Source organism: Pseudonocardia alaniniphila, from assembly GCF_022524485.1.
Taxonomy (GTDB): Bacteria; Actinomycetota; Actinomycetes; order Mycobacteriales; family Pseudonocardiaceae; genus Pseudonocardia; species Pseudonocardia alaniniphila.
Map to the genome: position 1 here is coordinate 66,934 of NZ_JAKXMK010000040.1, position 20,590 is coordinate 87,523.

Genomic DNA, 20,590 nt, shown 5'->3' on the forward strand with positions numbered 1-20,590 from the left:
TCCGGTGCCACGCGCCCCGACATGCCCGTTCGGACAGACCGGTTCCCGACAGCAAGCCTGGTGACAGCCGATCTCGGGACCTGCTGTGGCGTACGGCACAGCCAGTATGTGCCACACGCCGCACCTGGTGCGAGGTCGACGAGATGTCGGCATCGTCATGCTCAACCGGGCCCACCAGGCCGGGGTCCCGACCGGTTCGTCGTGGGCGAGTGCGGACGAGGCCTACGGCCAGAACCCCGCCTTTCGGGACTGACTGGCCGATCGGAAGATCCCGTTCGTGCTCGCCACCCGCAACGACGATCTGCTGACCAGCCCGGACGGGCACGGTCGACCGGCGAAGGTGCTTGCCCCGATCTGGGAGCGGCGCTCGATCGGACCCGGCGCGCTCGAACCGATTGGTCCATCTTATTCCTTGCAGTTTCCCCAGTATAGGCCGCTTTCTCCGGATCAACACCACTGAATCATGGATTAAAAGTGGACCGGTTGGTTCGAACTGATTAGCATGCGATCGATGCCTAGAGATGATCCCGGGGACGCCCTGCGGTGGAATCACCGGGACGATCAGCATGGGGGTGCTGCGTTGTCGACGAATCTGACGATTCACCCATCGGAGACAGTTGCGTGGAATTACCGTGCTGCCGGCGAGCGGGGCCTTGCGGTGCTCGACGACAGCGGCACGACGCACCTTTTCGTCCTGCAGCGGTGGGAACACGGTGCCACCGCGGTGCAGCTCCCCTCCGACGACATGGGCCCCGGACGCTGCGGGCCGGTCGTGGCGCGAGCGGCTCGGCGTGGACGTCACGTGAAACCCGGGGGCGCGCAGCCCGGTCCTGGCGAACCAGGGCCGGCTCGCCGCAATTCTGGAGGAGTCCTCTCTGGCGCGTTCGTGCGGCGAAGGAGCTGCAGATGACCCGGACGACGCCGATGACCGGAGCGGGGCACATGCGGCCGGTGCGGGAACCCGCGCGGCTGAGCGAAGTCGAGCAGTTCCTGTACCACGAGGCACACCTGCTCGACAGCTGGCAGCTCGACGAATGGCTCGCCCTGATGCACCCGGAGGTGCTGTACCGCGTGCCGGCCCCGGGCTCGGAGGGACGCGACCCACGCTCGACCCTGCAGGTGATCAACGACCGCCACCTCCAGCTCGCCGGGCGCGTCACACGGCTGAAGAGCAAGCACGCGCACGCCGAGAGCCCGAAGTCGCGTACCCGCAGGCTGCTGTCGAACGTCCGGGTCGAACAGAACGACGAGCAGGACCCCCCGGCCCTTGTGGCGCACGCGAACTTCCACGTGATGCGCACCCGGCACGCCGAACTCGACCACTTCATCGGCACGTACCGGCACATGCTCGTGCGATCCGCCGACGGCTCGTTCCTGGTGCGGGAGCGGGTGGCGACGCTCGACCACGGGATTCCCGAGGCGGGCGGCACCGTCTCGATCATTCTCTGACGACGAAACGACAAGAGGTGGACCAGGTGATCGACCCTGCACACCCGTCGGTGGGCCACCCAGCTACCCGCAATGGAGTTCCTGCCCGACACGCCGGACGCGCGACGGGAGCTGATGCCGGAAACCGTGGCGGCGTACGCCCGGCGGCTCTCGTTCGACCTGTTGCTCTTCGACGCCGGGCTGCTCACCGCGCTCGTCGACGTTGTGGCTCCGACTCCATGAACGCCCGGCTCGCCGCGGCGGCGCGGACCACCAACCCGCAGAACCTGCTGAACAGTCTCCGAAGGAGCACCGTGTCATGACGCAGCAGCTGACGGCGCCGGCGCCTGCCGGCCCTACTGGCCTCGTCGACGACCGGCCGCGCGAGGGGTTCTTCCGCGTGCACCGGTCGTCGCTGGTGGAGGAGTCGGTGTTCGAGGCCGAGCGCCGAACGATCTTCGACCGGTGCTGGCTGTACGTCGGTCACACCTCGGAGGTGCCCGACGCAGGCGACTACCGGGCCCGCGCAGTGGCCGGCCGGCCACTGATCCTCTGGCGCGCCCAGGACGGGCAGGTTCGGGTGTTCCTGAACACCTGCCGCCACCGCGGGGCACAGATCTGCCGTGTGCCCGAAGGCAACGCCCGCGGGATGACGTGCTTCTACCACGCGTGGACCTACGCCAGCGACGGCAGGCTGACCGGCCTGCCCGGCGAGGACGGCTACGGCCCGGACTTCGACCGCAGCCGGTTCGGTCTGGCGTCTCCACCGCGGGTCGCGGAGTACCGCGGCTTCGTCTTCTGCTGCTTCGACCCGGATGCGGTCGAGCTGACCGAGTACCTCGGCCGGGCACGGGAGTACATCGACCTGGTGGCCGACCAGTCCCCGGAGATGGAGGTGGTGGAGGGGGTGCACGAGTACTCGATGTCGGCGAACTGGAAGCTGTTCGTCGAGAACAGCCTGGACGGCTACCACCTCCTGCCGCTGCACCGCACCTACTTCGACTACCTGAAGTCGACCGAGGGCTCCTCCGGTGGCACCCGCATGATCACCAGCGCCGAGAACCTCGGCGCCGGCCACGCGGTGATCACGTTCGAGGGGGCGCCGTGGGCACGGCCCGTGGCGCGCTGGACACCGGCGATGGGGGAAGAGAACCGCCGCTACATCGAGGGCCAGTTCGCGTCGTTGCGGGAGCGGTTCGACCCGGAGCGGGCCCGCCGCATCGCGACGGTCGACCGGAACCTGCTTGTTTTCCCCAACCTCGTGATCAACGACATCATGGGAATCGTGATCCGCGCGATCACACCCACTAGCGCCGGCCATACCGTGATCGAGCAGTGGACGCTGGCCACGAAGGGTGAACCGGCCTCGGTGCGGGAGCGACGGCTGGACTCCTATGTCATCTTCCAGGGGCCTGGCGGCCTGGCCACGCCGGACGACATGGAAGCGTGTGAGTCCTGCCAGCACGGGTTCCGCACCGTTGCCGAGGCACCGTGGTCGGACATCTCTCGGGGCATCCACAAAGAGGCGACCGGAGGGCCGTTCGTCGCCTCGGACGAGATCCAGCAGCGGACGTTCTGGCGACGCTGGCGGGACCTGATGGGCGGCTGAGGCCGGCTGGGAGGAGATGCCATGCGGATCAGCGACGATGAGATGGCGAAGCACCGGTCCGTGGAAATCCGGTCCTGCTGATCCTCGAAACCGTCGCCGAGGCGCCAGGTGAGGTGGGGCTGGCTTGCACCAGCGCGTCGGTCACCTCAGGTCTCCGTCGCGAACAGCGGCGAGGGATCCATGAACACCCGGAAGTCCTTGACCAGGCCCTCCGCCATACGCAACGTGGTCGTGACGGGAAGAGGCGCCAGCTGCACGCCGTCGAGACGCGTATAGGTGACCTCGCTCTCCACACTCACCACCTCACCCTCCTCCCAACTGCCCAACCACACGCCGGTGACCGCGTGGCTCAGCCCACGGATCCCGGAGAAGAGCGTCTCGACCACCTGCTGAATCCCCGCCTTGCCCACCACGCGTTCCTGGTTGGCAAAGCGCACAACGGCGTCGTCGGTAAACCTTCCGACCACCGCCGCAACGTCCATCGCGTCGATACTGCTGAACAGGCCGTACACCTCCCAGCGCAGGGCTGGATACGGAGCCGCGTTCGCATCCATCGGGGGCTCCACGCTCGGCCGACTCTCCGGCACGTCATTCATGGAACTGAAGCATCGCCAGCCCGGTCCGCTTCTTCAACCCTCGAGGAAGAAAAGTGACCTCCTGACGAAAAAACGTCCATCTCGGAGACGCCAGGTGTGGCACTCTGCGATGGAAACATGGCTTGCCGATCACGGGTAATGACAGAGGATGCAGCGCATCCTCAGCGAAGCACCTTAAGTACTTCATCAAAAAGATAAAGCGATTTCGCCGACGGCGGAGCCTGATCCATCCCGGCTCGCCGGCGCCCAGGATCAGCATGTCGCGCCTCCCTCCGCCGCGGCGCTCGCAGGGTGAGGGGTCCTGCGAGCGCGCGGCAACCCAGGCGGCTCACGACAACTCAGCCCTGCCGAGTTCCGCGTTGCAGTAGCCCCGTCCAGCGTCCTCCCGGGCCCGCCGCCTGCACCTCCTGCACCAACCTCCAGGCCTGATCCCCTCCCGCCGGTACCGGACAAATGGGAAGATCTCCGCGTGAATCTCCGGCGCCTGCTCACCGCCCTCGCCCTCGGCGCTCTGCTAGCCGGGTGCGGAGGTTGTGGTGTCTCCGCTGGAGCCCGGGCCCCTCACGCACTGGACGGCCCCGACTACTCCGGCTATCTGGCGGCCGTCGAGGGAATCCCCTACTTCCGGGGGCCCCACGCCGCCGCCACCGCTGCCTGCGAGCGCAAGGCGCGCCGCGATATGAGCCGCGAAGAGGCCATCGACCTTGTGGCCCGGGCAATGGCCAGTGACGGGTTCGGACGACCCGAGGCCCAGCGCACCATCGACGCCGTAGACCGGTTCAACATGTGCCCTGGCTCGGACTGGGAGCACTGAGACCTGCCATGCCCGCGCGGGGTGACCCGCGGCTCCCCTCGGGCTTGACCCGCAAGCCCAAGGCACCGATGCAGCAGCCACGCCGACGGCCCGCCTGTGGTTCCCCAGGAATCCGAACGACCAGCGTGGTCCACGCGCCGGCGCCCCGAGCTAGCTTTCCTTTTCGCTCACGACCTCCGTGGAATCTCCGAACATCGTGGTGCCCTGGCCGCCGCTGTGTTCCTTCCGGATCGCAACGAACTTGATCACCAGACGGTCGCCCACGACCTTATAGCGGAAGTAGCCGCGCATCTGGGTCCCTGCGCCGCGATCCTCGGCGTCGAGATAGACCCGCTTGTCGACGCGTGCCCGCAGCTTGGCATCCTTCGTCTTGTCGACCGCGTCCGTGAGCGACTCGAGTCCCCCGTGTGATGGCCCATCGGACGGGGTCCATACACCCGCCGAGCCGAATCAATCTTCGCGTTCGGCAGATTCCGCCTGACTTCCCGTGAACGATCGAGTGCGGGGTGATTTCGCACTGCCGATACGGGTACCCCGAAGTGCGCGAGGAGGCATCGTGTCCCACATCGATCCATCGGCCGGAAGACCGGCAACGACCACAGTGTACGAGCAGGTTGAACGGACCGACGAATTCCAGGATCTCCGGCGTCGGCTCCGCCAGTTCGTCTTTCCCATGAGCGCGGCGTTCCTGCTCTGGTACCTGCTGTACGTACTGCTGGCCACGTACGCGCCGGCGTTCATGGCCACCGAACTGGTAGGAAACATCACCGTCGGGCTGGTGATCGGGCTTCTGCAGTTCGTCTCGACGTTCGCCATCACCGCCGCTTACGTGCACTACGCGAACCGGCACCTCGACCCGAGAGCCGAGCGGCTGCGCGAGCGGATCGAAGGTGCGGACACATGATGGATCACCTCGCGCAGGGCAGTGCGCCGGCGAGCGTCGGCAACCCCCTGCTGAACATCAGCATCTTCGCCGCGTTCGTCGTCGTCACGCTGGTCGTCGTCTTCCAAGCCAGCCGCACCACCAAGACGGCATCCGACTACTACGCAGCCGGCCGCTCGTTCACGGGCGCGCAGAACGGCATCGCCATCTCTGGCGACTACCTGTCCGCAGCGTCCTTCCTGGGCATCGCGGGCGCGATCGCCGTCACCGGATACGACGGCTTCCTGTACTCGGTCGGATTCCTGGTCGCATGGCTGGTCGCGCTGCTCCTGGTCGCCGAACTGCTGCGGAACACCGGCAAGTACACGATGGGCGACGTGCTGAGCTTCCGGATGCGGCAACGCCCGGTCCGCGCGGCCGCCGCTACGTCCACACTGGTCGTGTCCTTCTTCTACCTGTTCGCCCAGATGGCCGGTGCCGGCGCGCTGATCGCGCTGCTCCTGAAGATCCCCAACACGAACATCGTCGGCCAGGGTGCGGTGATTGCGATCGTCGGAGTCCTGATGATCGTCTACGTGCTGGTGGGCGGGATGAGGGGCACCACGTGGGTGCAGATCATCAAGGCCGCCCTGCTGCTGGTCAGCACCGCCCTGATCACGCTCTGGGTGCTCGCTTTGTTCGGTTTCAGCCTGTCGGCTGTGCTCGGCCAGGCGGTGAGCGCGAACCCCGTGCTGGAGACCGCCGGCCAGACCAAGCCGCTGGGCGAGAAGCTGCTCGGTCCGGGTCTGCAGTACGGGGCCACCGCGACAGCGAAGATCGACTTCATCTCGCTCGCGCTCGCGCTCGTGCTGGGCACAGCCGGCCTGCCGCACATCCTCATGCGGTTCTACACGGTGCCCTCGGCCAAGGAAGCGCGGCGCTCGGTCGTGTGGGCGATCTGGCTGATCGGGATCTTCTACCTGTTCACGCTCGTGCTGGGCTACGGTGCCGCTGCGCTGGTGCCCGGTGGCGCAACCACGATCGCCAACGCGCCCGGCCGGACGAACTCCGCCGCGCCGCTCCTGGCCTACGTGCTCGGCGGCGAGGTGCTGCTGGGCTTCATCTCCGCGGTCGCCTTCGCCACGATCCTGGCGGTCGTGGCCGGTTTGACGATCACCGCGTCGGCGTCGTTCGCCCATGACGTCTACGCCAACGTGATCAAGCACGGAGAGGCGCCGCCGGACTCCGAGGTGCGGGTGGCCCGGATCACGGCGGTCGTGATCGGCGTGATCGCCATTGCCGCCGGCATCCTGGCCCGCAACCAGAACATCGCGTTCCTGGTGGCGCTGGCGTTCGCCGTGGCAGCGTCGGCCAACCTGCCGACGATCCTGTACACCCTCTTCTGGAAGCGGTTCAACACCACCGGCGCCCTCTGGAGCATCTACGGCGGCCTGGCCAGCTGCGTGCTGCTGATCATCTTCTCGCCGGCGGTGTCCGGGAGCCCGACGGCCATGCTGAAGGACGTGGATTTCCACGTCTTCCCCCTGGCCAACCCCGGCCTGGTATCGATCCCGTTGTCGTTCCTGCTGGGCGTGATCGGCACCTATGTCGGCGGGCGCCAACCGGTCGACGAGGCCAAGTTCGCCGAGATGGAGGTCCGGTCGCTCACCGGCGCCGGGGCAGAGAAGGCGACCTCGCACTAGGCGATGTCCTGATTCCGGTAACGCCGCGCGCTCGGCGGGCCTGAGCCGTCGCCGCCGCAAAGCGAGCCGGGAGCCACGAGGAGCCCGACGTTCAGTCACGCGGGCGAGGCCTGACGGGCTCTTGTCCCCCGTGCGAGCTATGCGCAGGTGTCCACTGTGTGGTGACGATTCCGGGGCGTCGGATTCATAGCGTTCTTCGCAGCCGCAGCGTTCTGGCCGCGGATCTGGCGAAGGGATTCTCATGAGGTTGGTCTGGCAACTCGCAGGCACCGCGGCGGTCGCCTTCATCGGTGGGCAGATCCTCGCCGCGGTGCAGGGGAATCCGTGGCTCACGCTCGCCATCGGTGTCCTGACGGCCGTGCTGTCGGTGGTCGTCTACGGGTGGCTGGTGCGGCGGACCGAGCGCCGCCCGTCCACTGAGGTGGCCTGGAACGGTGCCGGGGCCGCGCTCGGTCGGGGCACGCTCCTCGGCGCCGCGCTGTTCGGGCTCGTCATCGTGAACATCGCTTTCCTCGATGGTTATGCGGTCCACGGCGTGGGCTCGGTGACGGGTGCGGTGGGATTGTTCGGCTTCATGGCCGCCGCCGCGGTGACGGAGGAGCTGATGTTTCGTGGCGTTCTGTTCCGCATCATCGAGGAACGCATCGGCACGTGGATCGCGTTGGTGCTGACCGGTGTGCTGTTCGGCCTGGTGCACCTGCTCAACCCGCATGCCGGCCTGTGGGGCGCCATCGCCGTCGCGATCGAGGCCGGCGGCATGCTCACCGCCGCATACGTCGCCACGCGCACACTGTGGCTGCCGATCGGGCTGCATTTCGGCTGGAACTTCGCCGCGAGCGGCATCTTCAGCACGGAGGTCTCGGGCAACGGCACCCCGCAGGGTCTGCTGGATTCCGCGATGTCGGGCCCGGTGGCTCTCACCGGCGGCGACTTCGGTCCAGAGGGAAGTCTGTACTCGGTGCTGTTCTGCGTCTTGGCGACGATCGCATTCCTGTTGCTGGCCCGCCATCGCGGCAATCTGGTACCCCGCCGCCGGCGCGCCGACCGGGTCGAGGCCACGATTACTCTCGCCCGATGATCGATCACCGGGCGGCCTTGACGCTGTGGCGCCGGTTCGACGTCACGGGCCGGGATCTCGCGCTCGGGCTGCTTCTGCTGGGATCGTCGTTCCTGCCGGTGCTCCACAACCACGGGACGCAGCTCGGTGGGATGCCGGCCCGCTCCTTCGACGCGCTGGCCGTCGCGGTGGTCGCCCTGGAATGCCTCCCGCTCGCCGTGCGTCGACGGTGGCCCGCGGCCTGTCTCCTCCTGGTGTCGCTCGGCTTCGCCGTCGACCAGCTCCGCGGCTACCACTCGGTCGCGGGCACCGCGCTGGCGATCGCGCTGCTGAGCGTGGGAGCCCATCTGGAACGGCGCCGACGCGCCACCGCGATCCTGTTCTCCGCGGCGTACGTGCCGCTGGCCGTCGTGCTCTTCCAGCTCGGTTCGGGCGAGCCGCCGGAGGAGTTCGTGACGTTCTACCTGGCGCTGGTCCTCGCGTGGGGCATCGGAGCGTGGCTGCGCTCCACCCGGGCAGCGGAAGCCGAACGTCGCCGTCGCGTCGCCGAGGACACCCGCGCGGCCGAACGCACGCGCATCGCCCGCGAACTCCACGACGTCGTCACCCACCACGTGACCGCGATGGTCGTGCAGGCCGAGGCGGCACGTTATCTGACCGCCGCGCCCGACCGCCTCGACCAGACCCTGACCGCAGTGACCGACACCGGCCGACGGGCCATGACCGACCTGCGGCACCTGCTCGATCTGCTCAACCCCGACCACGACGCCGAAGCCACGACACCGGCCCCGGGCAGCTTCGGCACGCTCGTGGAGCAGACGCGTCAGGCCGGGCAGCCGGTGGAGTTCACCGAGGAGGGCACGCCTGCGGAGTCGAGCGGAAGCGCCGATCTCGTGGCCTACCGGGTCGTGCAGGAGGCCCTGACGAACGCCCTCAAGCATGCCCACGGCAGCCGCACGTCGGTTCAGGTGCATCACAGCGAACGGGAGATCACGGTGGAGGTCAGCACCGACGGCTCCGGGTCGCAGGCGGGGTCCCCTGTCGGGAGTGGACGGGGCCTGGCCGGTCTTTGCGAGCGGGTCGCTGTCCTGGGCGGCGATTTCATCGTGGACCGGCAAGCCGGCGCAGGCTTCGCCGTGCGAGCACGGATTCCCACGGGGAGCCGGTCGTGACCGCACCGATCCGAGTATTGGTCTGCGACGACCAGATGCTGATCCGCACCGGGCTGGTAACGATCATCGACGCGCAACCCGATCTCGAGGTGGTGGGCGAGTGCGGGGACGGGCAGGCCGCCGTCGACCTCGCCGGCCGTCTGGCCCCGGACGTCGTGGTGATGGACATCCGCATGCCGGTGCTCGACGGCATCGAGGCCACTCGCCTGCTGGCCGGTGCCGGGGTGCCGCAACCCGTCAAGGTAGTCGTGCTGACGACCTTCAACCTGGACGAGTACGTCTACGAGGCGCTGCGTGCGGGAGCGAGCGGGTTCCTGCTCAAGGACGCACCGCCTGCCCAACTGCTGCACGGGATCCGCACCGCGGCCACCGGCGCGGCCCTGCTCGACCCCGAGGTGACGCGCCAGCTTGTCGGCAGGTTCGCGGCCCGCATCCGGCCCGCCGAGCGAGCCAACCCACGCGACACCCCGCTCACCCCCCGTGAACTCGAGGTCCTTCGCCTCATCGCGGACGGCCTCTCCAACAGCGAAGTCGCTGCCGCACTCGTGATCAGCCAGGAACCGTCAAGACCTTCGTGTCACGCATCCTCACCAAGCTCGGCCTGCGTGACCGCGTCCAAGCAGTCGTCTACGCCTACCGCCACGGCCTGGTGACCTGACGGCCGCATAGATGGCTGCCACGACGGAACACCCTTGATCGTGCCGTGGACTACGCTCGGTGACGCACGACGCACTGGAGGTTGACATGGCTGAGTCCGCCAAACGGCTCCACGACAAGATCGCCGAGCACTACCCGCGGGTCGGCCAGAACAAGCAGCTGAGCGGCATCGACTTCAGCAAACCGACGGTGGCGCGCGTCTATGACTACTTGCTCGGCGGCCACGACAACTTCGCGGTCGACCGGGCCGCGGCCGATGCGCTGAACGCGAAGTACAACGGCGGAGCCACCGAAGTCTGCGTCAGCAACCGACGGGCCCTCCAGCGGGCAGTGCACTACCTCGCCACCGAGGCCGGCATCCGACAGTTCATCGACATCGGGTCGGGCCTGCCCACGCAGGAGAACGTGCACGAGATCGCCCACCAACTCGACCCGACCGCACGGGTCGTCTACGTCGACAAGGACCCGATCGTCCTCGCCCACGGCCGCGCCTTGCTGGCGGACAACCAGACCACATCAGTCACACAAGCCGACGCCGCCGACCCGGACTCGATCCTCGACGCCCCCGAGACCAGGCAGCTGATCGACCTCGATCAGCCGTGGGCGGTGCTCATGGCGAGCGTCCTGCACCACCTCACCGATCATGAGGACCCGGCCGGCGTGACGCAGCGACTCATCGCGAGGATGCCGTCCGGGTCCTACCTGTTCACGGTCAACCTCTTGCGCGAGGACCACCCGCAAGCCGACGAGAAACTGGAAGCCGACGTCGTCTCGCGGGTCGGCAGCGGATACATCCGGACCTGGGACCAGATTCGCCGCTACTACGACGGCCTGGAAATGGTGGAACCGGGCCTCGTGTACGCCAACGACTGGCGCCCCACCGACCCCACCAAGCCCGAGGGACCGTGGTCCACCGTGCTCGTGGCCGGACTGGGAAAGAAGCCCTGAAAGGCGCGCGACCCCGGAATCCCGGTCCGCACAAGGGTCTGGCAAGGCGTGCGCTTCGCGACGCCACAGGAATCAAGACCGACCCGGCAAGCATAGGTCGGAATCCGGGTCCAGCAGACCCAGTCCCCGTTCGGTGGTCAGATACAGCACGGCGCGACCATGCCGTTCACCAGCGACGAGGCCGCTTTCGCGTAAAACTCTGAGGTGTTGCGACACCGCGCTCGGCGTGATCCCTAGTGCGCGCGCCAGGTCTATCCCGGTGGCAGGCGATCGCAGTGCCTCGAGCAGCTGAGCGCGAGGCCGCCCGAGCAGACGGATGACGCTGCCAGGTGCGGCACGCGTCCCAGCGGTCCAGAGCGCTCCGACGCCACGTGCTGGGTAGCGCACGGTGGTCTGTGTGGTGGTATTGCCCTTGATCAGGACCTGTGCGGTGCCGAGTGCGACGGGCAGCAGGACCAGGCCGCCAGGGCCCAGATTCACCGCGCGGTCGCGGCGCACGCCCGTCAAAGTCAGACGCCCATCTTGCCAGTGCAGATCAGGGTGCAAGGTCGCGAACAACCGGCCCGTCCCGCCAGTGGCCAGTTGCTTGGCGCCGTAAGCGATGTCGGCATCGAGGACCGCCCGGATCCGCGCCCAATGCGGTGCGATGAGCCGGTCGTGCGCCTCCCGCAACTCCTCGGCGATCACCTGCAGGCCGGCGGCGGGATGTGCAGCGAGCGCGGCGGCAGCCTCGGGGAGATCGTCGCCGAATACCCGCGCCAGGCTGGTCCGCACCTGGCGTGCCGTGGTCTGCTGCATCGCCACGAGGTCCTGCTCGATCGTCGTACCGGCACCCGCAGGTGCAGGAACGAGGAACTGAGGCCAACTCGGCCGATCGTTGACGATCAGCGGCCACGTGCGCGGCAACACAAAAGATTGCCTGGCCAGCTCATCGGTCGCCCACCGCACCCATCGCAGATTGCTCTCCTGCCGCCCCCGACCCCCGAGCAACTGAAGACCAGACACCGTCTCGGACAGCGGCGAGACCGCGAACCGCGTGCCCGCCAGTTCCGCTACACCGAGCGAGATCGTCAGCGGCACCACTCGATTATGAGCCCTGAGCTACATGATGTCCTCGCGACCACGCAGTCCCGACGATCCGTCGCATGACCGGTTCAATCACCCAGGCGCGGCTCCCTGCCTCGTACTGGCGCCTGTGGTCGGCTGCGGCCGTAAGCTCCGTCGGCGACGGAGTGTTCGCTGCCGCCGTCCCTCTGCTGGCCATCACCGTCACCACAGATCCGCGCTTGATCTCGGTCGTCTCGGCCTGCACATTCCTGCCCTGGTTGCTCCTGTCCCTCCCTGCCGGCGCCCTCGTCGACAGGTACGACCGGGTAGCGCTGATGTGGCGGTCACAGGCGGTCCAAGCGGTGATCGTCACCGTCATGGCCGCGTTGGCAGCCGCGGGTGAGCTCAGCGTCCCTGTCCTGGCCGCTACGGCGTTCGCCCTCGGCACATGCGAGGTCGTGTTCGGCAACGCATCGCAGGCGATCCTGCCGGACATCGTCCCGAAACCCCTCCTGCATCGGGCAAACGGGAATCAGTACACCGTCACCACGATCGGCAAGATGTTCCTCGGGTCCCCCGTGGGCAGCCTTCTGTTCTCCATCGCCGTTGCGCTTCCCTTCGGCATCGACGCCGCCTCGTTCGTCCTCTCGGCCGCACTCTTGGCGACCCTGCCGAGCCGACGCCGCGACCACACCGACAACCCGCCGCTCCGGTTGACCATCACAACCGGACTGCGCTGGCTGACCAGCCATCGCCTCCTGCGCACACTCGCGCTACTACTGGGCGTCAACACCTTCTGTTTCCAACTGGGCAACGTGACCCTCGTCCTGCTCGCCACGCAGACACTGAACGTCAGCGATCGTGGCTACGGCCTGATGTTGGCGGCCGGCGCCGTCGGCGCCGTGGTGGGTGGGACGGTCAATGCGAAGATCGTCGCCCGGATCGGTGCGCTTCCGACGCTGGTCACAGCACTGGGCGCCAACGTGGTCGTCTTCGAGAGCCTCGGCCTGAGCCCGAACGCAATCGTGCTCGGCGGACTCCTGACCGCCAACGGGTTCCTCACCACGTTGTGGAACGTCGTGACCGTGGGCCTGCGCCAACAGCTCGTTCCATCGGAGTTGCTCGGCCGAGTGAACAGCGTCTACCGAATGCTGGGCTGGGGCCTCATCCCCCTCGGTGCACTGACCGGTGGCCTCATCGCCCACATGCTCGGGCTACGAGCCGGCTACCTGATCGCCGGTGCACTACGCGGCATCGCCTTACTCATCGCCATGCCCGTTCTCATCGGCGCCCTGCGCGCTCGCGACAAATCGCCACGGACTTCAACAAGGCACACCGAGTAGCCGCAGTGCTCGTCCATCCGCAGGCCTCGATCCGGCGCAGGAAATCCGGCGACGCTCACAGTCGGCCATTGTGCGTATACCGACGCCCCCAGATCACTGGACTCTTCATACCCCACCTCAGGCCGGCCGACCGCCTGGGACGAACGTTTACCGACCCGTTTACACAGTCGCGGCCCTGAACCTGACCCACTCGACCTGTAGAACGCTGAAGGCCCTGACCTCGCAGGTCAGGGCCTTCAGCATGGTGGGCGGCAGTGGGATCGAACCAGTGATCCCTGTGCGTCCTTCCTCACCAGATCACTCAGACCGTGTCGTCAAGCGACGTACACCAACGCCTGGCGATCAGTACACCTACTGCGGGGTCGGCGTCGTGCCGAAGGGGACCTTCGTCCAGGTCAGCACCTGCGGGTCGCCCGGTTGGACGGTGACGCGGAGGTAGTTGTTCACGCCGTTCGAGCCGTCGACGGTGATCCGGGTCAGGTTGGGCGCCGGGGTCGTGACGCCGTACAAGCTCAGCCACGGCGACCCGGGCGCGAGGGGGTTGTCGGAGTTGTAGACGTGACTGTCGCCGTTGAAGAGGTACACCGGGCCATCGAAGTCGGCTGAGCGCTCGGCGATGGCCCGGATGATCTCCTGGAAGCCGGAGTATGCGGCCAAGCTGGGGTTGGGGACGGTCGGGTCGAACATGTCGGCCTGCATCAGCAGAGCGACGGCGCGCTGCCCACGAGCGTGGTCGAAGGTCTCGCTGATCAGGTCGAGGGTCGCCGCGGTGCGCTGCTGCACCTCGGCCGTCTGCTCCGGGGTCGGCGCGGTCTGCCCGGTCCAGGGGGCGAGATCGTTGTTGCTGCCAACGACGTGCAGCACGGCGAACGAGACTCCGGCGCGGTCGTAGGACACGTTCTCCGGAAAGCCTCGATCGGCTTGCGAGTGCACGGCAACGCTCTGGCCGCCGAGTGTCTTGCCGGGCTTGGGGAAGAAGGTCTCGCGCACGGCGTCCAGCCGCTCGAGCGGGTCGAAGCCCCCGTTGTTGGGCCGGTGGCAGTCGGTCCACTCATTGTCGCCCGGGGTGTAGACGAACGGATCGGCGAATCGATCGAACTGAGCTCGGACCGCGGCGAAGTAATCGTCGCTACAGACCGAGGAGCCGTCCTTGATGTCACCGAGGTGATTGACGATCTGGACTGCGGGATCGGCGTTGATCTGATCGACCACGCTCGGGAAGTGGGCGATCTGCTCGGCGCCGTAGGGGATGTCGCCGATGACGGCGAAGCCGAAACCGGCCTTGTCCGGTTGCTGGGCAGCAGCGGTGCCGACGGAGACGGCGGACAACGCGAGGACGAGGGTGGCGCCGACGAGGAATGGACGTCGCACGGGGAGCTCCAGTCATTGGTCGGGCACGCTGGTAATCCCGACCGTGTGGGGAAATGCGGATACCGCGCTCGGGGCAGCGCGGCCGACCGAACGCGGAGGCCAGGCCGCGGACGATGCGGCGCGACGCTATCCACGGGAGTTGAACCCGGAGTGACCGTAGATCAACAGATTGACTCTTCGGGGCACGGGGAGCCGGCGTGCTGCCGGCCGACTCCGGGGCCGATGTTCAGAAGGCCGCGCGGAGGCACCCCGAGTGCACCGGTGGGCACTCGGGTGGTGATCAGCTCTGACGCGGGCACCGCCCCGGTCGAGCCGCTCGACGAGCTGTCAAAGGCCGTGGTCCTCACGGGCGCCGGGTCCGGGATCGGGGCGGCGACGGCACACAGGTCGGCCGTCGAGGTAGCGACAGTGGTCGCCGTCGGGCGTACCGCACGGAAGCTGCAGAAGACTGCCACGGTCGGGGTGGGAAGGAGGCGAATCCTCCGATAGCGGCGGCTGGCCGAAACCTCAACCTTGATCTTCGCGACACACGGAAGACGCTTCGCATTTCACCCATGTGGGTTAGATGCCGCGGTGACTTCACTCCGACGCCATACTTGCCGCGCTGTTGCGGCAATTACTGTCGCGGGCGTTGCCGGGCTGACCGTGTTGGTCGCGCCTGCTTCCGCGGCACCAAGTCCCGGGCCAGTCATCGCCGAGGTCTATGGCGGTGGTGGCAACTCCGGTACAACCCTGACCCGGGACTTCATCGAACTGTCGACGGCGGGCACCACCCCCACCGGCGTCGCCGACATGAGCGTGCAGTACCTGCCGGGCTCGCCCAGCGGGAGCAGCCGCTGGCAGTCCACCCCACTGTCCGGTTCGGTGAACCCCGGTGCGCGCCTCCTCGTCGCCGAGGCGGCGGGGGGCGGAGGCACGGTCGAGCTGCCCACCCCCGATGTGACCGGGTCGATCAACATGTCCGCCACGACCGGCACGGTGGCGCTCGTCAACGGAACCACCCCGTTGACCTGCCTGACCGCCGCTGACTGCGCAGCCGACTCGCGGGTCGTCGACCTCGTCGGTTACGGCAGCGCGGTGGTGCGGGAAACCAACCCGGCGCCGGCGCCGAGCGCCACCACGTCGGTCTTCCGCGCCACATCGATCGACACCGACGACAACGCGGCCGACTTCGTCGCAGGTCCGCCCACTCCCCAGAACACTGCCGGCGGGGAGGCCGGCGGCCCGAGCGATGCGACCGACGCGCGCATCCGCGATGTGCAGGGCACGACCCGGATATCGCCGCTGGTCGGCAAATCCGTGCGGGTTCCCGGCATCGTCACCGCCACGAGAGGGTTCGGCTCCTCACGCGGGTTCTGGATCCAGGACCCTCAACCTGACAACGATCCCCGCACAAGCGAGGGCCTTCTGGTGTTCACCGGCTCCGTGACGCCGACGGTCGCGGTCGGCGATGCCGTCACCGTCACCGGCACGGTGGCCGAGTACCGCCCCGAGTCGGGCTACCAGACGACCACCGAACTCACCGGCCCCACGTGGACCACCGAGTCAGGCGGCCACGAGTTGCCCGAACCGGTGGTGATCACCCAGAACACGGTGCCCGGCGAATACGTCCCGCAGCCTGGCGGCAGCATCGTATCCCTGCCGCTGGAGCCCTCGAAGTACGCATTGGACTTCTGGGAGGCCCACGAAGGCGAGCTGGTCAGCGTCGCCGACGTGCGCGCCGTCAGCGGCACCACGGCCTTCGACGAGGTGCTCGTGACCACCAAACCGAACGAGCACCCCAGCGCACGCGGTGGTTCGGTGTATCTCGGCTATGACCAGACCAACACCGGCATCGTCAAGGTCCAGTCGCTGATCCCGTTCTCGCAGCGGCCGTTCCCGCAGGCCAATACCGGTGACGTCCTCACCGGCATCACCTCGGGCCCGGTCGAGTACAGCCAGTTCGGCGGCTACACCATCCAGGCCTCGATCCTCGGCGAGCTCAAGGACAACGGCCTCGCGCGTGAGGTCACCCGCAAGCAGAACAATGGCGAGCTCACGGTGGCCACCTACAACGTGGAGAACCTTTCAGCCGTCGACGACCAGGCGAAGTTCGACGGGCTGGCCCACGGCATCACCGACAACCTCGCGTCTCCGGACATCGTGACTCTGGAGGAGATCCAGGACGACAACGGCCCGGCCGGCACGAGCGACGGCGTGGTCGCGGCCGACCAGACGCTGAAGCGCTTCGTCGACGCGATCGTGGCCGCGGGCGGGCCGCGCTACGAATGGCGGCAGATCGACCCGCAGGACATGACCGACGGTGGTGAGCCGGGTGGCAACATCCGGGTCGGCTTTCTGTTCGACCCGAAGCGGGTGTCGTTCGTGGACCGTCCAGGTGGCGACGCCACGACCGCGGTCGACGTGGTGATGGACGAGAAGGCCAAGAATCCGCACCTGTCTATCTCACCCGGCAGGGTCGACCCGGCCAACCCGGCATGGCAGACCAGCCGCAAGCCGCTGGCCGGCGAATTCGTCTTCCACGGGAAGACGGTGTTCATCATCGCGAACCACTTCGCCTCGAAGGGCGGCGACCAGCCGACCCACGGCATCAACCAGCCGCCGGTCCGCAGCTCCGAGGTGCAGCGTGTGCAACAGGCCACCGTCCTACGTGGCTTCATCGACAAGCTGCTCGCGGCCGATCCCAACGCCAGCCTCGTGGTGGCCGGCGATCTCAACGACTACCAGTTCTCCCCGACGCTGCAGGTCCTCACCCAAGGCGGCGCGCTGACGGCGTTGATCAACACTCTGCCGGAGAACGAGCGCTACAGCTACGTCTTCGACGGCAACTCGCAGGTGCTGGACCACATCCTGGTCTCGAAGGGACTGAAGAAGGTCGGCTACGACGTGGTGCACATCAACTCCGAGTTCGCCCAACAGTCGAGCGACCACGACCCGCAGATCGTGCAATTCCATCCGTAACAAGAGATGAGTTAATTCCCGAAGGCCACCTTGGTTGCGGTGAACGCGACCAAGGTGGCCACAGCACCACCACAGTCGCCTGCAGCCGTGTTTGCCCAGTTCATACCGTACGAATCGGACCGTTTTCGGCTGCGGCCCGGCTACCTCATAACTCCCTGGATGGTGTCCGTATGTAACAACTCTCACTGCAGGTAACGGATGTTAAGACATCTAGGTTTTGCGCACTCGGCAATTTATGGGTCGGATTCCGGACACTCGGGAGCAAGATCGCAGCACCAGTGTCTCGAGGCGCATCCCCGAACCTGGAGAGTCCCCCGAATTATGTCCACATTGTCCCGCAGAAACTTCCTCGGCACCGCCGCGACCGTCGCTGGTGCGGCCGCCATCGGTGCCGCGCTCCCCGGCGTGAGTGCCGCCGCGACTCCCACGCAGAACAAGCCCGCGCCGGCCGGCCAGAAGCACGGCGACATACGCGACATCAAGCACGTCGTCGTGATCATGCAGGAGAACCGCAGCTTCGACCACTACTTCGGCGCCCTCAAGGGCGTGCGAGGGTTCGGTGACCGGTCGACGATCCAGCTGCCGGGCGGCAAGTCCGTCTGGGAGCAGCCGAAGACGCCTACCGCAGGGGCCGAGACTCAGTACCCGTGGCGGCTGAGCGGGGCGAAGTCCTGGAGCGGCGCGACCCCGCCGAGCGCCGAGCTCGGCGCCGCCAACTACGGCGGCACCAGCCACGGTTGGGCCGACCAGCACGGCGCCTGGTACGGCGGCCTCATGAACGGCTGGTATTCCGCCAAGGGCGGCCCGACCACCCTCGGCTACCTGGACCGCAAGGACCTTCCGTTCCACTACGCCCTCGCGGACGCCTACACCGTCGGTGACGCGTACCACTGCTCCGTGCTCAGCGCGACCGGCCCGAACCGCACCTTCCTGTGGAGCGGGACGATCAACGCTGACAAGAAGCACGGCAGCTTCACCGCCAACGACGGCGGCGACGAGCGTGGCAAGTTCCTGCCATGGGAGTCCTACGGCGAGACGCTCCAGAAGGCCGGCGTCAGCTGGCGGGTATACCAGTGCGCCGACGACTACGGCGACAACGGCCTCGAGTACTTCGACACCTTCGCCAAGCTCGACCCCACCCAGGGCGGCAAGGCCGCTCCGGGCGACGTCTACTACGAGAACGGCGTCAAGAACGTCCCCGAGCCGGTCACCGGACTCGCGGGCAACGCCGACAACATCAACGCCGCGATCCGTGCCGACGTGCTCAACGGCACGCTGCCGCAGGTCAGCTGGGTCGTCAACAACCAGTTCTTCTCCGAGCACCCGGTCACGGCCCCGAGCAACGGCGCATACTTCCTCCGCGGCGTCCTGGCGGCCCTCAACGCCGACCCGGATGTCTTCAACTCGACCTTGGTGATCGTCAACTATGACGAGAACGACGGCCAGTTCGACCACGTCCCGCCGCCCATGCCTGCGCCTGGCGAGGCGGACGAGTTCGTCTCCGGCACGCTCGCCTCGTCCGGGGTCACCGCTCCCCTCCCGGTCGGCCTCGGATTCCGTGTGCCGCTGCTGCTCATCTCGCCCTGGACCCGCGGCGGTTGGGTGACCTCCGAGGTGTCCGACCACACGTCGATCATCCAGTTCATCGAGAAGTGGACCAACGGGCTCGGTACACCGGCCGTCTGTCCCAACATCAGCGACTGGCGCCGCAAGGTTTGCGGTGACCTCACCAGTGCCTTCGACTTCGCGTCGCCGGTCTACGGTCTGCCCAACCTGCCGGACACCGGGGAGCTCGTCCCCGAGACGAAGTACACCCCGCTGCCGGGCGACAACAAGATGCCCACCCAGGAGGCGGGCACCAAGTCTGCCCGCCCGCTGCCCTACCAGCCCAACGCCAACCTGACCGGGTTCGCCGACGGTGTGGTGAAACTGCAGTTCAGCAACGATGCCCCCTTCGTCACCAAGGCGAGTCAGTTCGCCGTCTACAACAATCAGGGCGGCTTCCCGACGCTGGCGCAGTACCCGGCCAAGTTCCCGGGTCAGTACACCGTCGCCGCCAAGGCGACCGCCACCGGCACCGGCCCCATCGGCTCCGCCGGCGGCGACACCGCGTACGACCTGACCATCACCGGTCCGAACCGGTTCCTGCGTCGCTTCATCGGCGACATCGCCACCGTCGGCAAGGACCTCGTCGTCGAGGCGAGCTACTACGACGGCAAGTCGACCGCACGCCCGAAGCTGAAGCTGTGGTTGTTCAACAACGGCGCCTCGCCCGTGGAGTTCACCATCACGCGCAATCGCTACATCTCCGGCGCACCGGAGAAGGTGAAGGTTGCCGCGCACAGCAAGGAGGCGTGGGCGGTCAGCCCGCTGGGGGTCAGCGGCGGCTGGTACGACGTGACCGTCACGGTCGACAGCGACCACGCCTGGTCGCAGCGGTTCGTCGGCCACCTGGAGACCGGCGAGGCCAGCGTCACGGGCTGAGCCGCCCGGCATCGTCAGTCGGTTGCGGCGTAGCGGCTTGAACGAGGCGGAGGGCCTCCAGGCGGAGTGGGTGTGTGACGCACCCACTCGAACCCGAGAGGCCCTCCGTGAATCTCCCCTGTCAGAAGGCTGCCGGTTGCCAAGTCCTCACGCTCTCATGGCCGGTTGGAACAGCTCGATCAGGTTTCCAGCAGGGTCGGCGAGCAATATCTGGCGGCCCCCGGGGCCGCTGACGAGATCGCTGCGGAAGCACACGCCGGCGTCGCGGAGCGGGGCGACGGCGGCGTCGAGGTCGTCGACGACGAGGTGGATGCGGTTGCGGCCGGAGGTCGCGGAGTCCGCGGGCGTGGCGCGGGCGCCGGAGCTGGCGGGGCCGGACAACAGCAGCCGCAGCCGACCGCGGATCACGTCGGCGAACGCAGGCGCGGCACTGATGTTCACCTCGAAGCCGAGGTGAGTGGTGTAGAAGTCGATCGCCTCCTGAACGTCCTGGACGATATAGCGGACGCTCACAAACTCGTCGGCCATGACGGATTCT

17 protein-coding genes and 2 pseudogenes are annotated in these 20,590 nt (G+C 67.5%); 14 read left to right on the forward strand and 5 right to left on the reverse strand.

What is annotated here, in order from left to right:
* Nucleotides 1-145 precede the first annotated feature (145 nt).
* From MMF94_RS43870 to MMF94_RS36255, 4 genes and pseudogenes are all read left to right on the forward strand, one after another.
* Nucleotides 146-385: pseudogene (locus MMF94_RS43870) on the forward strand (IS701 family transposase); the annotation flags it as partial.
* Between the two features lie 521 nt (nucleotides 386-906).
* The gene (locus MMF94_RS36245; protein ID WP_241041988.1) at nucleotides 907-1,449 is read left to right on the forward strand and encodes an aromatic-ring-hydroxylating dioxygenase subunit beta; all 543 of its coding nucleotides are present in this window, start codon (nucleotides 907-909) and stop codon (nucleotides 1,447-1,449) included.
* Between the two features lie 72 nt (nucleotides 1,450-1,521).
* The gene (locus tag MMF94_RS36250; protein WP_241041989.1) at nucleotides 1,522-1,671 is read left to right on the forward strand and encodes a hypothetical protein; all 150 of its coding nucleotides are present in this window, start codon (nucleotides 1,522-1,524) and stop codon (nucleotides 1,669-1,671) included.
* 76 nt (nucleotides 1,672-1,747) lie between these two features.
* Nucleotides 1,748-3,037 (forward strand): aromatic ring-hydroxylating oxygenase subunit alpha, encoded by a 1,290-nt coding sequence (locus MMF94_RS36255; protein WP_241041990.1) that lies wholly within the window; start codon nucleotides 1,748-1,750, stop codon nucleotides 3,035-3,037.
* Between the two features lie 146 nt (nucleotides 3,038-3,183).
* Here the strand turns inward: MMF94_RS36255 and MMF94_RS36260 are convergent, their stop codons facing one another.
* Complete coding sequence (locus tag MMF94_RS36260; protein WP_241041991.1) at nucleotides 3,184-3,591, reverse strand: nuclear transport factor 2 family protein; 408 nt, start codon at nucleotides 3,589-3,591, stop codon at nucleotides 3,184-3,186.
* A gap of 511 nt (nucleotides 3,592-4,102) precedes the next feature.
* Here MMF94_RS36260 and MMF94_RS36265 point away from each other — a divergent pair.
* Nucleotides 4,103-4,447, forward strand: coding sequence for an Ntn hydrolase family protein (locus tag MMF94_RS36265; RefSeq protein WP_241041992.1), 345 nt, complete (start codon nucleotides 4,103-4,105; stop codon nucleotides 4,445-4,447).
* Between the two features lie 150 nt (nucleotides 4,448-4,597).
* On the opposite strand, the gene MMF94_RS36270 is transcribed toward MMF94_RS36265, so the two are convergent.
* Nucleotides 4,598-4,738 carry a hypothetical protein gene (locus MMF94_RS36270; protein ID WP_241041993.1) on the reverse strand — a complete coding sequence of 47 codons (141 nt, stop codon included), beginning with the start codon at nucleotides 4,736-4,738 and terminating at the stop codon, nucleotides 4,598-4,600.
* Between the two features lie 265 nt (nucleotides 4,739-5,003).
* Between MMF94_RS36270 and MMF94_RS36275 the strand changes: the two genes are divergently transcribed.
* The 6 genes and pseudogenes from MMF94_RS36275 to MMF94_RS36300 all read left to right on the forward strand — a co-directional run bounded on the left by MMF94_RS36275 (nucleotide 5,004) and on the right by MMF94_RS36300 (nucleotide 10,846).
* Nucleotides 5,004-5,351: a DUF485 domain-containing protein gene (locus MMF94_RS36275; protein ID WP_241041994.1), complete on the forward strand. Its 348-nt coding sequence runs from the start codon at nucleotides 5,004-5,006 to the stop codon at nucleotides 5,349-5,351.
* Nucleotides 5,351-7,012, forward strand: a complete 1,662-nt coding sequence (locus MMF94_RS36280; protein WP_241042027.1) for a solute symporter family protein — start codon at nucleotides 5,351-5,353, stop codon at nucleotides 7,010-7,012. Before MMF94_RS36275 ends, MMF94_RS36280 begins: the two co-directional genes overlap by 1 nt.
* Before the next feature lie 241 nt (nucleotides 7,013-7,253).
* Nucleotides 7,254-8,090, forward strand: a complete 837-nt coding sequence (locus tag MMF94_RS36285) for a CPBP family intramembrane glutamic endopeptidase (protein ID WP_241041995.1) — start codon at nucleotides 7,254-7,256, stop codon at nucleotides 8,088-8,090.
* The gene (locus MMF94_RS36290; protein ID WP_241041996.1) at nucleotides 8,087-9,241 is read left to right on the forward strand and encodes a sensor histidine kinase; all 1,155 of its coding nucleotides are present in this window, start codon (nucleotides 8,087-8,089) and stop codon (nucleotides 9,239-9,241) included. The genes MMF94_RS36285 and MMF94_RS36290 overlap by 4 nt, the downstream gene beginning before the upstream one ends.
* A pseudogene (locus MMF94_RS36295) lies at nucleotides 9,238-9,899 on the forward strand (response regulator). Before MMF94_RS36290 ends, MMF94_RS36295 begins: the two are co-directional and overlap by 4 nt.
* An 86-nt stretch (nucleotides 9,900-9,985) precedes the next feature.
* On the forward strand, nucleotides 9,986-10,846 hold the full coding sequence (locus MMF94_RS36300) for an SAM-dependent methyltransferase (RefSeq protein ID WP_241041997.1): 861 nt from the start codon (nucleotides 9,986-9,988) through the stop codon (nucleotides 10,844-10,846).
* Between the two features lie 72 nt (nucleotides 10,847-10,918).
* On the opposite strand, the gene MMF94_RS36305 is transcribed toward MMF94_RS36300, so the two are convergent.
* Complete coding sequence (locus MMF94_RS36305; RefSeq protein WP_241041998.1) at nucleotides 10,919-11,926, reverse strand: ArsR/SmtB family transcription factor; 1,008 nt, start codon at nucleotides 11,924-11,926, stop codon at nucleotides 10,919-10,921.
* 65 nt (nucleotides 11,927-11,991) lie between these two features.
* Between MMF94_RS36305 and MMF94_RS36310 the strand changes: the two genes are divergently transcribed.
* On the forward strand, nucleotides 11,992-13,236 hold the full coding sequence (locus MMF94_RS36310; RefSeq protein WP_241041999.1) for an MFS transporter: 1,245 nt from the start codon (nucleotides 11,992-11,994) through the stop codon (nucleotides 13,234-13,236).
* Between the two features lie 351 nt (nucleotides 13,237-13,587).
* Here the strand turns inward: MMF94_RS36310 and MMF94_RS36315 are convergent, their stop codons facing one another.
* Complete coding sequence (locus tag MMF94_RS36315; RefSeq protein ID WP_241042000.1) at nucleotides 13,588-14,607, reverse strand: metallophosphoesterase; 1,020 nt, start codon at nucleotides 14,605-14,607, stop codon at nucleotides 13,588-13,590.
* A 573-nt stretch (nucleotides 14,608-15,180) separates the two neighbouring features.
* Between MMF94_RS36315 and MMF94_RS36320 the strand changes: the two genes are divergently transcribed.
* Nucleotides 15,181-17,568: an endonuclease/exonuclease/phosphatase family protein gene (locus MMF94_RS36320; RefSeq protein WP_338104405.1), complete on the forward strand. Its 2,388-nt coding sequence runs from the start codon at nucleotides 15,181-15,183 to the stop codon at nucleotides 17,566-17,568.
* Between the two features lie 321 nt (nucleotides 17,569-17,889).
* Entirely contained in the window at nucleotides 17,890-20,052 is a 2,163-nt protein-coding gene (locus MMF94_RS36325) for a phosphocholine-specific phospholipase C (RefSeq protein ID WP_241042001.1), read from the forward strand.
* A gap of 147 nt (nucleotides 20,053-20,199) precedes the next feature.
* Here MMF94_RS36325 and MMF94_RS36330 read toward each other — a convergent pair whose 3' ends face one another.
* On the reverse strand, nucleotides 20,200-20,580 hold the full coding sequence (locus tag MMF94_RS36330; RefSeq protein ID WP_241042002.1) for a VOC family protein: 381 nt from the start codon (nucleotides 20,578-20,580) through the stop codon (nucleotides 20,200-20,202).
* Nucleotides 20,581-20,590: the final 10 nt, after the last annotated feature.